Here is a 13,671-nt window from a genome sequence, read left to right on the forward strand (position 1 = left end):
GCAATGAATATGTGGCAAGATCGTTTTGATACAGATGGTTATGTGTACGGTATCGAGCCAAATGAGTTTGTAAAACAATATTACAAAGTATTTAAGGGAAGTAAGAAAATCGGTGCTTTTGCAGAGGGAGAAGGACGAAACGCTGTTTTCTTATCAATGCGAGGATTTATGCTAACTGCTTTTGATTTTGCACAAAGTGGTTTAAGTAAAACGAAGAAATTAGCTTCTGAAAATCATGTGCATGTTGCAACAAGATTAACAGACCTTATTCATGATGAAACACCAATTGAAGAGTTTAATGGAGCTGTTATGATTTTTGGGCATTTCCCCAAAAAATATCAAAAGCTCATTTTTGATAAAGTAGTAAAATCAGTCACGCCAGGTGGCATGATTATGATGGAGCTGTATAGTGAAGAACAATTACATTATCAAACAGGCGGACCAAAAGATATCGATTTATTATATAATCCACAAGATGTTTTAGAGTGGTGTAGTGACTATAAGATTAAACATTTTTATGTTGGTGAAGTAGTACGCAATGAAGGCACGCTACACACGGGATTAGCGCATGTTATACAATTCATTATTCAAAAATAGATTGTCTTTATAAGGCAATCTATTTTTATTTACTCTTTATTTCCTGGGAAATTGTGATACAATTATTTAGTGAAACTAAAAGTTACCCTAAGTAACTAAATGTGAAAGGAGGAACTGATTTGGCACATATATCATCATTATTCCATCAAATCATTTTATTTTATCGACCTTTTGAAACGCATTTGAATGCGATTTTAGCAGACCATCAATTGCATCGTGCGCAGTGGTCAATTCTTTATTACTTAGAGAAAAATGATTCAATAACTTTAGTTGAATTAGCACAGTTACAAGGAGTTGAAAAACCGACTGTGACAAGGACTGTTACAAAATTAGAGGAAGCTGGTTTAATTAAACCTATCGCAACACATGATAAACGAGAGAAACGCATAACCCTAACAGAACAAGGAAGAACACTATATCATCAAGTTCGTATCCCAATTGATGCATTCGAACATTGTTTATTGGAGGGAGTTTCAGAGGAAGAACAGCAGCAGATGATTGAATTGTTAGTAGCTTTAAGAGAAAAAATTTAATAAAAAGAAGGAATAATATGAGTAAGACAAAAGCAGCTTTATGGACACCACAATTTATTGTGATGTCAGCGATTAATTTTTTATTAATTGTTATTTTTTATTTATTGATGGTAACAATCGGCAAATTTGCGATTAGTGAGTACGGAGCAACAACAAGTCAAGTTGGTTTAGTAACAGGTATTTATATTATTGGTACATTATTAGGACGATTATTTACAGGTCGTGTCATTGAACAAATTGGACGCAAAAGAGTATTATTATTTGGTTTGCTCTTTTTCATTGCAACTACGGGATTATATTTCATTCATGCAGGAATTATTCTTTTATTAGTATGCCGTCTTGTACATGGAATTGGGGTAGGGGTTGCTTCTACAGCAACTGGAACCATTGTTGCGCAAATTTTGCCTCCATCGCGTAAAGGTGAAGGAATTGGTTATTTTGCAATGAGTGCAACACTAGGTACAGCAATTGGTCCTTTTATTGGACTATCTATGGTTCAACATACAACATATTCTGTTATTTTTATGATGTGTATGATAATCGGTATTATTAGTTTCTTACTTGCTGTATTCACAAAAGTACCTGGTGCTGAATCAACTACAGTAGTACAACCAACTGAAAAATCAAAAGGAAGTTTTATTTCACAATATATTGAACTAAAAGCAATGCCAATTGCCATTGTGACTTTTTTAATGTGCTTTGGTTATGCAGCAATTTTATCTTTTATTAGCTTGTTTGCAAAAGAACGTAATTTAGAAGTAGCTTCTAGTTACTTCTTTATCGTTTATGCAATTGCTGTTTTATTAACACGACCTGTAACAGGGAAAATGCTAGATCGTTTCGGTGGAAACTCCGTCATGTATCCTTGTTTTATTTTCTTTGGTACTGGATTAATTTTAATGAGCTTTGCACATTCAGCTTTTATACTCCTCTTAGCTGGTATTTTAATTGGTATCGGGTATGGTAATTTATCATCTGGTGCCCAAGCATTAGCTATTAAGTTAACGCCTCCACACCGTATGGGATTGGCTACATCTACTTACTTTATTGCGTTAGACGCCGGTTTAGGTGTAGGACCATATCTCTTGGGGTATGTGATTCCTGTATTCGGATATAGTGTCCTATATACCTCGCTTGGTATTTTCATTTTCGCACTCATTCTTCTCTATTACGTAGTCTATGGTAAAAGAGAAAGAATGTTAAAAGTTTCACAATTAAGTTGAAAACGTTTTAAAATTAAATTTTTTAGTGTTAAAATATGTATGAACATATTTTAAGGAGTGAAATACATGGGAAAGTTAGAAGGTAAAGTAGCAATTATTACTGGAGGCGCTGGCGGTATCGGAAGTGGTATGGCACGTGCAATGGCTAAAGAAGGTGCAGTTGTAGCAATCGTTGATTTAAACGAAGAAATGGGTAAAGCGACTGAAGCAGAACTTCAAGCGATTTCTCCAAAATCATTTTTCTTAAAAGCCGATTTAATGGATCATGCAAATCTTCCAAACATTGTAGAAACAGTGGTTGAAAAATGTGGTAAACTAGATATTCTAGTAAACAATGCACACGTTTCAAAACAAGTGCCACTAGCAGAAACAACACAAGCACACTTAGATCTATCATTTGGTACAAGTTTCTACCCTACATTCTATTTAATGAATGCTGCATTACCACACTTAAAAGAGACAAAAGGTAATATCATTAACTTTGCATCAGGTGCTGGTCTTTCTGGCCATAAAACACAAGGCGCTTATGCAGCAGCAAAAGAAGCAATTCGTGGATTATCACGTGTAGCAGCAAATGAATGGGGCGAGTTCGGTATTAATGTCAATATCATCAGTCCATTAGCATACACTCCAGGCGTTGAAGCTTGGTCAAAATCACAACCAGAGTACTATGAGCAAGTTCGTAATCAAATCCCACTAGGTCGCTTTGGTGATGTAGAACAAGACATCGGTCGTGTAGCTGTATTCTTGGCTTCAGATGATTCTTCATATATCACTGGTCAAACTCTAATGGTTGATGGTGGATCATTAATGCTTCACTAGAAACGATGATTTTCGTGGCTATTGAGGAGGATATAGTTGTGAAGGATTCAAATTTATTTCAAGTTATACACAAAACGGAGTATATTAATAACTCAAACATCTATCATTTTACAAGACGTTTTCCGCATAAATTAGGTGTAACGCCTGTACTTGTACTCTCTGAACTTTTACAGCACGGTGCTTTAAAGCAAACTGTGTTAGCAGAAAGAATGGGATGTACACCTGGTGCTATGACAAATATTGCGAATAAACTTGTAAAATTGGGTTATGCGAAGCGTGTTTACAACGAAGAAGATCGTCGTCATGTGCTCATGGAAATTACTGATGCAGGTGTTTCAGTATTAAAAGATGCACAGGTACAAGGACGAAAAGTACATCAAGAATTATTTGAAGTATTAACTGATGAAGAACTCGAACAATATTTAAATATTACTGAGAAGTTATTAGAAGCTTCAATAGCACGAAATCAACAATATAAGCCTTAGTTTGAAAAGAGGAGAATTTTTAATTCTTCTCTTTTTTGTATATAAAAGAGAATATTTATTTATTCGAAATAATTTTCTCGTAAAAGGCTCGAAGTTAAGCTATATAAGGACTTTTATATAAAAAAACTAGTTTAAAGAATTAATTTTATTTAAAAATTTAGAATTTACAGAAAATTAATGTAGACGAAATAAAAGTAATCATTTAAAATGTGAATTGTTAGATGAAGGGGAAGTATCATTTATATTTCTGGACAAGTATCATTACATAATTCAGAAAAATCAGAATTTAGGGGGATTCATATGAATAAAAAATTAAAACGGTATGGTTCGGTATTTTTAGCAACTTCTTTTGTTTTAGCAGCACTTACAGGATGTGGAGCAAAAGATTCATCAGGGGGTGGCAGTAAAGACGACGCAAAAGAAATCAAGTTAGGCATGAACTTAGAGTTGTCAGGTCCTGTAGCTTCATATGGCTCTGGTATCGCAAATGGTGCACAACTTGCGATTGACGAAATTAATGCCGATGGTGGAATTGACGGTAAGAAAATCACAGTAGTTAAAGTAGATAATAAATCTGATTCTGCCGAAGCAACAACAGCTGCTTTGAAGTTAGCTACACAAGACAAAGTAGTTGCGCAAATTGGTTCTGCAACATCAGGTAATACACTTGCCTCGGTAAAAATTGCGAATCAAAACAAAATGCCAGTTATCGGACCATCTGCAACGTCACCAAACGTAACAGTCGATGAAAAGACAAATAAAGTAAATGACTACGCATTCCGTACATGTTTCATCGATCCATTCCAAGGTAAAATTGCAGCTAACTTTGCCATTGATACATTAAAAGCGAAAAATGTAGCGATTTTCTCAGATAGTTCAAGTGACTATGCAAAAGGACTGGCAAAATCATTCAAAGAGACAATCGAAAGTAAAGGTGGAAAAGTCGTTGCACAAGAAGCATATGTAGCAAAAGATACAGACTTCAAATCAACACTTACACGTTTAAAAGCTAAAAATCCTGACTTTATTTATATTCCAGGATACTACGAAGAAGTGGGTATTATTGTAAAACAAGCACGTGAAATAGGTATTACAGCACCACTAATGGGTGGAGACGGTTGGGATTCGCCAAAATTAGTTGAATTAGCAGGAGATGAAGCACTGAATAATACGTACTTCACAAATCACTATTCAGCTGAAGATCCAGACAAGCGTATTCAAGATTTCGTAAGTGCATATAAAAAGAAATACGATAAAACACCAGATGCATTCAATGCACTTGGTTACGATACAGTTTATTGGTTGAAGGATGCAATTGAGCGTGCTGGATCAACAGATGGTGAGAAAGTCCAAAAAGCATTAGCTGATACAAAAGATTTAAGTCTTGTAACAGGTACATTCTCAGTCGATGAAAATCATCACCCTGTAAAAACAGCAACAGTACTTGAGTTTAAAGAAGGCAAACAAGTATTCAACTCAAAAGTAAATCCTTAATAATGAGCTGAATAGTAAGAGAGTGTCTAGTTTACGCTAGGCACGCTCTTTTACTTTAATGATAGGAGAGGTGCAAATGGAGTGGTTACAACAACTCATTAATGGTATATCGCTTGGCAGTATTTATGCGCTAATTGCATTAGGATACACAATGGTATATGGCATTATTAAACTAATTAACTTTGCACATGGTGATGTATTCATGGTCGGGGCATTTGTAGGTTTCTATGCTGTCACGTCTTGGAAAATGGGCTTTTTCCCAGCACTCATCATTGCGATGATTTTATGCGCAATACTTGGCGTAGTAATCGAAAGACTCGCATATAAGCGATTACGAAATTCTACGAGGATCGCAGCACTTATTACAGCAATTGGTGTTTCATTATTAATTGAATATGTCACAATCTATATTCGCGGTGCACAACCCGAAGCTTACCCAAAAGATTTAGTTGCCAATAAGCAATTTAATTTATTCGGTGCAGATATTAGTTCGCAATCATTATTAATTTTAGGTGTATCGATTACATTGATGATTTTATTACAGTTTATTGTACATAAAACGAAGGTTGGTAAAGCGATGCGTGCGGTATCACATGACGCGGAAGCAGCAAAATTAATGGGAATTAATGTAGACAATACAATCTCAGCTACATTTGCGATTGGATCTGCATTAGCAGGTGCAGCAGGCGTTATTTTCGGATTATATTACACAAAGATCGACCCTTTAATGGGTGTTATTCCAGGAATGAAGGCCTTCGTTGCAGCGGTATTAGGTGGAATTGGTAGTATTCCAGGAGCGATGACAGGCGGTATGATTTTAGGTGTTATTGAAACAATTGTAAGTGCAGTTGGCTTCTCACTGTGGAGAGATGCAGCCGCATTCATTATTTTGATTATTATTTTAATCTTTAGACCAGCAGGTATTTTCGGTAAAAATACCCGCGAGAAAGTGTAGGTGGCGGCCTTATGAAAAAGTCTAAAGTGTTTTGGATATATACTGTTTTGGCGCTTGTTGTATATGCAGTTGTTCAATTCATGATTACGAGTGGACAGTTAGATGCATATTATACAAACTTAATGATTACGATTTTAATTAATATTTCATTAGCAGTTAGTCTTCATCTGGTGATCGGAATTACAGGACAGTTCTCAATCGGACATGCGGGATTCTTAGCAGTAGGTGCTTACATTTCTGCGATGTGTACAATGAATTTTAATATGCCATTCATTGTGAGTTTAATTATCGGTGCATTGGCAGCGGCAGCAATGGGCTTCCTAATTGGTATGCCGACACTTCGTTTACGAGGTGACTATTTAGCGATTGCAACACTCGGTTTTGCTGAAATCATTCGTATTACGTTTTTAAACTGGGAGTTCGTAGGTGGTGCCTCAGGCTTCCAAGTAGATCAGCAAACAACATGGACATTCGCATTCTTTGCGACACTTGTGACGATTATTGTTATTTCAAACTTTACGAAATCACGTCATGGCCGTGCATGTATCGCAGTAAGAGAAGATGAGATTGCAGCAGATTCAATGGGGATTAATACGACATTTTATAAAGTAATTGCCTTTGTGATGGGTGCATTCTTTGCCGGTCTTGCGGGTGGATTATTCTCGCACAATTTCTATATTATTCTGCCATCACAATTTGGTTTCTTAAAGTCATTTGATATTTTAATCTATGTTGTACTTGGCGGTTTAGGAAGTATGTCAGGTGCGATTATCGCAGCAACACTTTTAACAATTATTTCTCAGTATCTACAAGAGTTCCCAGAGACGCGTATGATTATTTACAGTTTAGTTTTAATTATTGTGATGCTATATCGTCCTTCGGGTTTAATGGGTACGAAAGAAATTACGGATATTTTTAAAACAAAAAAACAACGTAAACCTGTAGCGAAGGGGGAAGATTAGCATGAATAACCCTTTATTAAAAGTAGATCAAGCAGGGATTCAATTTGGTGGTTTAAAAGCTGTTTCAGGTTTGAATATGGAATTATATCAAGGTGAGTTAATTGGACTAATTGGACCGAATGGTGCGGGAAAAACGACAACATTCAACATGTTAACAGGTGTTTATAAACCGACAGAAGGTGCCATTTATTTTGATGGTAAAAATACAAAAAGTATGTCGCCTCACCAAATTACTAAAAGTGGTGTGAGCCGTACATTCCAAAATATTCGTCTATTCAAGGAATTATCGGTTTTAGATAATGTAAAAGTAGCGAATCATTCATTAGCTAAGCACTCTATCTTAAGCTCTGTTTTACGTCTACCATCTTTTTTCAGAGGCGAAGAAGAGATGGAGAAAGAGTCGATTGCTTTTTTAGAAATATTTGGACTTGAAAAATATAAAGATGAACTTTCTAAAAATCTACCTTATGGTATGCAACGTCGTTTAGAAATTGCGCGCGCTTTAGCAGCAAAGCCGAAGTTATTATTACTTGATGAACCAGCTGCTGGTATGAACCCACAAGAAACAAAAGAATTAATGGAATTGATTGCACTCATTCGAAAACGTTTTGATTTAACGATTCTATTGATTGAACATGATATGGGGCTTGTGATGGGCATTTGTGAACGAATCTATGTACTTGATCATGGTCAATTAATCGCAGATGGATTACCAGAAGAAATTCGAAATAACCCGAAAGTAATTGAAGCTTACTTAGGTCAGGAGGTTGATGAGTGATGTTGAAAATCGAGAACCTAAATGTATATTACGGTAATATTCAAGCGCTTAAAGGTGTATCACTCGAAGTAAATGAGGGCGAAATCGTTACGTTAATTGGCGCGAATGGTGCAGGCAAAAGTACATTGCTCAAAACAATCTCAGGGTTACTTCGTCCGAAGCAAGGAACGATTGAATATTTAGGTTCATCTATCAATAAAAAAGCAGCGCAAAGTATTGTAAAGACGGGAATCTCACATGTGCCAGAAGGTCGTCGTGTCTTTTCGAATATGACAGTTGAAGAGAACTTAGACTTAGGTGCATACTTGCGACGTGATCGCGCGAATATCTCGAAAGATTTAGAGCGCGTATTCGAGTTATTCCCTCGACTACTTGAACGTCGAAAACAACCTTCAGGTACATTATCTGGTGGTGAACAGCAAATGCTCGCAATGGGCAGAGCCATTATGGCAAAACCAAAGCTGTTACTCTTAGATGAACCTTCTATGGGCTTAGCACCTTTAATGGTTAAAACGATTTTTGAAATTATTGAAGAAATAAATCGTAATGGTACAACTATCTTACTTGTGGAACAAAATGCGCATATGGCATTATCGATTGCGGAACGTGGTTATGTAATTGAAACAGGTAAGGTCGTATTGTCTGGAGATGCGAAAACATTACAAGCGTCTGATGAAGTACGCGCTGCCTATTTAGGTGGTATTTAAAACAAGCTAGGATATAAGTGTGAAAACACCATCTCACAAGAGCATAATAAAAACTGGAATTGCGCTATGGCGCGGTTCCAGTTTTTCGTTGCGAACGTTAAAAAATGTTTTGTCCTAACCTGTTTATTTTGAACTACCAATGATTTAGTCTGCTTGTAAGACAATTCTATGTATTGGTAGATTAGATTCTTTTGCAGTACGATTTAGCATGTTTTTAAAACAAGTGTATTCAAAATCACGTATATGGAATTTTTTAAGAATGTGAGGTAGGTATATCATTTTAGTTTCTTGGGGTAGAGCCAGATATTTAGCTGTGATGAGATCGACATATTGTGCAATGAATTGACGAAAGTCGTGAGGGGCGCTAAAAAATAATGTAGCGATTTGAGACTTATTAATGAGCGTGATTTTTGAGGTGAAACATTCGAACACGAGGGACTCGAATTTTCGAATGACCATAATATGAGTTTGTGTGAATGGTTGTTCTTTATGAGTTGTTGTTTCTTCAATAAAATGATTTAAGCAGAGAACTGTAAACAGCATTTTTGGCCAACATTTTTCAAAAGAGAAATAAATATTTTCTTGTGGAAATGGAATAACAAACTCTTCTTGTAATTCGTCGTAAATGCCATTATAGGTGGTCTCGATAGCAACTTCGCCTTCGATTGCTTGTTCAAGTTCGCGACAAAAACGAAGTACATAATTTTTTTGTACATGATTTGTACAATTATTTTCAATAGATGTATGAAGTAATTGTTCAATAGCTTTTTGTAGTTCTTTTAAATCCCAATAATCACCACTTATACGGATGTTTTCTAATTGTTCTGTATTTAGTACGGCTAACACATAAATACCTCCTTTTTGGAACTTATACCCTAGTATTTTAAAATAAATACCATACTTTGAAAGTTAATAGTTGAAAAATATTGAATTTTAAGACAAAATAAAGTCAAAGATACACAAAAATTCTGTTTAAGACGTAATTTTTCTTGTGTATTGAATGATTGCAGAGGAGGAAATTTATCATGATTTATGCAAATCCAAATACAGCAGGTGCCGTTGTAGAGTTTAAACCGCAATATGAAAACTTTATTGGGGGCGAGTGGGTTCCACCGGTAAAAGGTCAGTATTTCGACAATATTACACCAATTACAGGTGAAGCTTTTACACGCATTCCAAAGTCAACACCTGAAGATATTGAATTAGCACTTGATGCGGCACACGCTGCAAAAGATGCTTGGGGTAAAACATCACCAGCACACCGCGCGCAGGTTTTAAATGCGATTGCTGATCGTATTGAAGAGAATCTTGAAAAAATCGCTGTTGCTGAGACGTGGGAAAATGGTAAGGCAGTTCGTGAAACATTAAATGCAGATATTCCATTAGCAGTAGATCACTTCCGTTATTTTGCAAGTGCAATTCGTACACAAGAAGGCTTCTCTTCTCAAATTAATGAGGATACAATTGCTTACCACTTCCAAGAGCCACTTGGTGTAGTAGGACAAATCATTCCTTGGAATTTCCCTATTTTGATGGCTACATGGAAGCTAGCACCAGCTTTAGCTGCAGGGAACTGTGTTGTATTAAAACCAGCTGAGCAAACACCAGCTTCGATTCTATATGTTGTGGAGTTAATCCAAGATTTATTACCACCAGGTGTTTTAAATATCGTAAATGGTTTTGGTGCAGAAGTAGGTAAAGCTTTAGCAACAAATAAGCGTATTTCAAAAATTGCATTCACAGGTTCTACAGCAGTAGGTCGCCTAATCATGCAATATGCGACTGAGAATATCATTCCTGTAACACTTGAATTAGGTGGTAAATCACCGAATATCTTCTTCCCAGATATTATGGAAGCAGATGATGACTTCTTAGATAAAGCAGTAGAAGGATTCGTTATGTTTGCACTTAACTCTGGTGAAGTATGTACATGTCCATCACGTGCATTAATTCATGAATCAATCTACGATGAATTTATGAAGCGTGTTCTTGAGCGTGTTAAAGCGATTAAAATCGGTAACCCACTTGATACAGAAACAATGATGGGTGCACAAAACTCAAATGAGCAATATCAAAAAATCATTTCTTACCTAAAAATTGGTAAAGAAGAAGGCGCTGAAGTTCTTGCAGGTGGCGATGTAAATGATTTAGGCGAAGAATTCGCAAATGGTTTCTACATCCAGCCGACTGTCTTTAAAGGTACGAATGATATGCGTGTATTCCAAGAAGAAATCTTTGGTCCAGTTGTAGCCGTTACAACATTCAAAGACTTCGATGAAGCAATTAAGATTGCGAATGATACAGACTACGGTTTAGGTGCAGGTGTATGGTCACGTCATGGCGATACAGCTTACAAAGCAGGTCGTGCAATTCAAGCTGGTCGTGTATGGACAAACACATATCATCAATATCCAGCAGCAGCAGCATTCGGTGGTTACAAAATGTCGGGTATCGGACGTGAAAACCACAAAATGATGTTAGATAGCTACCAACAAACGAAAAACTTACTTGTAAGTTACGCTGAAAAGCCACAAGGGTTCTTCTAAATCGAATAGGAGGTGAAGCAAATATGGTGAAGCGTGTAGAAGTAACACCAGAAGCTTTACAAATGATTCGATTTTTAAAAGAAAAGCATGGCCCAATCATGTTCCATCAGTCTGGTGGATGCTGTGAAGGTTCTGCCCCTATGTGTTATAAACAAGGTGATTTTCAAGTAGGTAGTGTAGATTTATTGTTAGAAACAATAGATGGAGATGTTCCATTCTATATGCATGAGGCTTTGTATCGTTACAATAAACATACACAAATTATTGTAGATCTTATCGATGGATTTGGTAGTGGCTTTTCACTTGAAAGTTTAGAAGGTAAAAGTTTTCTATCACGGAGCCGCATGTTTACAGATGAAGAGTATGCAGAAATAAAAAAGAGTCTCTAAAAAAGCGAGAATTGTAGATTTCTACAGTTCTCGCTTTTTCTTCTATGATTAAAATTATTTTAAAAGTGTATACAATAAGCGTATGATAGTAAAAAAGCATAGGAGGAGATTACATGATTAAAACAAGTTTATGGATTGATGGTCAGTGGGTAGAAACGGTGAAGAAAGATACGCTAAAAGCCCCTTATGATGGTGAAACCATTGCGGAAGTTGCACGTGCTACTCCTGAACAAGTATCGGTTGCGATAGAAGGTGCACACCGTGCCTATATAAAATTTAAAGAAAAGACAGCTTATGAAAGAGCTGAAATTTTACATCGCGTATCTGAAATTATGAAAGATAAAAAAGAAGAACTAGCTAAAATGATTGCAATGGAAGCAGCGAAGCCTTTAACAGCTGCTTTAGGTGAATTAGATCGTACAATTGCAACGTATGAGTTTGCGGCGGAGGAAGCAAAACATTTACATGGTGAAACAGTACCTTTAGATGCAGCGCCTGGCGTACGTGATCGAATTGGTTGGACAAAAAGAGAATCACTTGGTGTCGTATCTGCTATTACACCATTTAACTTTCCGTTCAATCTAGTTGCACATAAATTAGGGCCTGCTTTTGCTGTAGGTAACGCAGTTGTATTGAAACCAGCTTCTCAAACACCTTTAAGTAGTATTGCGCTAGCTGAAATATTTAAAGAAGCAGGATTACCAGATGGAATGTTACAAATTGTAACGGGAAAAGGTAGTGAATTAAGTGAGATTCTTGTAACACATCCATTAGTTAAAAAGGTGACATTCACAGGTAGCAGTGCTGTCGGAATGAAGATTAAGGAACAAGTAGGCCTACGTAAGATTACACTTGAACTTGGATCTAACGCAGCAGTCATTGTTGAACCAAGTACACCAATCGATAAGATGGTGAAACGTTGTGTAGATGGCGCATTTGGTTTTGCAGGACAAGTATGTATTTCAGTACAACGTATTTATGTACATGCGTCGATTTATGAAGAATTCACAAAAGCTTTTGTAGAAGAAACAGAAAAGCTAGTTGTAGGTAGTCCAATGGATCAAAAAACAGATGTAAGTGCAATGATTCATCCAAAAGAAGTAACGCGTATTAAAGAATGGGTGGATGAAGCAGTAGCAGACGGTGCAAAGGTAGCGACAGGTGCAGAATATACAGAACGTACGATGAAACCAACTGTGATATTAAACGCTAAACATGATGCGAAAATTATTAAACAAGAAACATTCGCACCGATTGTTTCAATCATTCCATATGGCACATTAGACGAAGCGATTCAATATGTGAATGAATCAGATTTAGGCTTAAATGCGGGTATTTTCACAATGAATATTGAAGATGCTTTAAGAGCAGCAGATGAGATTGAAGCTGGCGGCGTTATTATTAATGATATTCCAACATTCCGCACAGATAATATGCCATATGGCGGTGTGAAAACGAGTGGTTATGGACGAGAAGGAATTAAATATGCTGTTCAAGAAATGTCTGAAATGAAATTCATTACTATAAAAACAAAACTGTAATAATATATTTTCATTGTGTATAGGTACAGAATATTTATTTTAATATGTAAATAATGGGTGTGTTTCATTTTATTTATGTTAAAATAGATACAGAAAATAAAAAAAGGAGTGTTGATCATGTTAGAAGCGATTCCAATGTCAAATTCACGTACAGTTCAAACAAGGCTGGTTGCTCCACCTGATACCAACTATATGAATACAATTTTTGGTGGTAAGGTATTAGCGTATATCGATGAAATTGCAGCAATTATTTCGATGAAACATTCTAAAATGGAGACAGTTACAGCATCTTTTGATTCAGTGGATTTCTTCTCACCAATTCGTGCAGGAGAAATTATGGAGTTAGAAGGAATTGTCAGTGCAACAGGTCGCACTTCGATGGAAGTTTATATTCGTGTATCTTCACTTAACATTCAAACAAAAGAACGAAAATTAACAACTGAATCTTTTGTAACGATGGTAGCGATTGATGCAGATGGGAAACCTCAAGCTGTTCCACCTGTTTTCCCTGAGTCAGAAGAAGAAAAGAGACTGTTTGAATCAGGTCCACTGCGTCGTGCTCATCGTAAAGAAAAAAGAAATATGCCACATTCATTCTTTTTATAAATATAAAAAACACCTTTCACGCGAATATGCTGG

Annotated in this window: 15 protein-coding genes; 14 read left to right on the forward strand and 1 reads right to left on the reverse strand. The window is 36.3% G+C overall.

Features of this window, described 5'->3' with window-relative positions:
- Nucleotides 1-3: 3 nt before the first annotated feature.
- The 10 genes from ACKVQX_RS12670 to ACKVQX_RS12715 all read left to right on the forward strand — a co-directional run bounded on the left by ACKVQX_RS12670 (nt 4) and on the right by ACKVQX_RS12715 (nt 8,556).
- Nucleotides 4-597: a class I SAM-dependent methyltransferase gene (locus tag ACKVQX_RS12670; protein ID WP_068457133.1), complete on the forward strand. Its 594-nt coding sequence runs from the start codon at nt 4-6 to the stop codon at nt 595-597.
- A gap of 119 nt (nt 598-716) precedes the next feature.
- Nucleotides 717-1,130 carry a MarR family winged helix-turn-helix transcriptional regulator gene (locus ACKVQX_RS12675; protein ID WP_409136388.1) on the forward strand — a complete coding sequence of 138 codons (414 nt, stop codon included), beginning with the start codon at nt 717-719 and terminating at the stop codon, nt 1,128-1,130.
- A gap of 17 nt (nt 1,131-1,147) precedes the next feature.
- Nucleotides 1,148-2,353 (forward strand): MFS transporter, encoded by a 1,206-nt coding sequence (locus tag ACKVQX_RS12680; RefSeq protein ID WP_068457137.1) that lies wholly within the window; start codon nt 1,148-1,150, stop codon nt 2,351-2,353.
- A gap of 66 nt (nt 2,354-2,419) precedes the next feature.
- Complete coding sequence (locus ACKVQX_RS12685; protein ID WP_068457140.1) at nt 2,420-3,175, forward strand: SDR family NAD(P)-dependent oxidoreductase; 756 nt, start codon at nt 2,420-2,422, stop codon at nt 3,173-3,175.
- A gap of 38 nt (nt 3,176-3,213) precedes the next feature.
- Nucleotides 3,214-3,660, forward strand: a complete 447-nt coding sequence (locus ACKVQX_RS12690) for a MarR family winged helix-turn-helix transcriptional regulator (protein WP_087681994.1) — start codon at nt 3,214-3,216, stop codon at nt 3,658-3,660.
- Nucleotides 3,661-3,960: 300 nt separating this feature from the next.
- On the forward strand, nt 3,961-5,154 hold the full coding sequence (locus ACKVQX_RS12695; protein ID WP_068457144.1) for an ABC transporter substrate-binding protein: 1,194 nt from the start codon (nt 3,961-3,963) through the stop codon (nt 5,152-5,154).
- 76 nt (nt 5,155-5,230) lie between these two features.
- Nucleotides 5,231-6,109, forward strand: a complete 879-nt coding sequence (locus tag ACKVQX_RS12700) for a branched-chain amino acid ABC transporter permease (protein WP_087681993.1) — start codon at nt 5,231-5,233, stop codon at nt 6,107-6,109.
- 11 nt (nt 6,110-6,120) lie between these two features.
- A complete protein-coding gene (locus tag ACKVQX_RS12705) occupies nt 6,121-7,071 on the forward strand; it encodes a branched-chain amino acid ABC transporter permease (RefSeq protein WP_068457151.1) in 951 nt (316 codons plus the stop codon).
- 1 nt (nt 7,072) lies between these two features.
- On the forward strand, nt 7,073-7,849 hold the full coding sequence (locus tag ACKVQX_RS12710; RefSeq protein ID WP_068457156.1) for an ABC transporter ATP-binding protein: 777 nt from the start codon (nt 7,073-7,075) through the stop codon (nt 7,847-7,849).
- Entirely contained in the window at nt 7,849-8,556 is a 708-nt protein-coding gene (locus ACKVQX_RS12715; RefSeq protein WP_068457159.1) for an ABC transporter ATP-binding protein, read from the forward strand. The genes ACKVQX_RS12710 and ACKVQX_RS12715 overlap by 1 nt, the downstream gene beginning before the upstream one ends.
- Nucleotides 8,557-8,700: 144 nt before the next feature.
- Here the strand turns inward: ACKVQX_RS12715 and ACKVQX_RS12720 are convergent, their stop codons facing one another.
- A complete protein-coding gene (locus tag ACKVQX_RS12720; RefSeq protein WP_068457162.1) occupies nt 8,701-9,402 on the reverse strand; it encodes a DUF6904 family protein in 702 nt (233 codons plus the stop codon).
- A gap of 179 nt (nt 9,403-9,581) precedes the next feature.
- Between ACKVQX_RS12720 and ACKVQX_RS12725 the strand changes: the two genes are divergently transcribed.
- The 4 genes from ACKVQX_RS12725 (at nt 9,582) to ACKVQX_RS12740 (ending at nt 13,638) form a co-directional block, all read left to right on the forward strand.
- Entirely contained in the window at nt 9,582-11,102 is a 1,521-nt protein-coding gene (locus ACKVQX_RS12725) for an aldehyde dehydrogenase family protein (protein ID WP_068457165.1), read from the forward strand.
- Between the two features lie 23 nt (nt 11,103-11,125).
- Entirely contained in the window at nt 11,126-11,491 is a 366-nt protein-coding gene (locus ACKVQX_RS12730) for a DUF779 domain-containing protein (RefSeq protein ID WP_285215629.1), read from the forward strand.
- A 113-nt stretch (nt 11,492-11,604) separates the two neighbouring features.
- The gene (locus ACKVQX_RS12735) at nt 11,605-13,032 is read left to right on the forward strand and encodes an aldehyde dehydrogenase family protein (protein ID WP_068450056.1); all 1,428 of its coding nucleotides are present in this window, start codon (nt 11,605-11,607) and stop codon (nt 13,030-13,032) included.
- 117 nt (nt 13,033-13,149) lie between these two features.
- Nucleotides 13,150-13,638, forward strand: a complete 489-nt coding sequence (locus ACKVQX_RS12740) for an acyl-CoA thioesterase (protein WP_068450058.1) — start codon at nt 13,150-13,152, stop codon at nt 13,636-13,638.
- Nucleotides 13,639-13,671 lie beyond the last annotated feature (33 nt).

Origin of the sequence: Kurthia sp. ISK08 (assembly GCF_046159805.1) — a bacterium.
Classification (GTDB): domain Bacteria; phylum Bacillota; class Bacilli; order Bacillales_A; family Planococcaceae; genus Kurthia; species Kurthia gibsonii.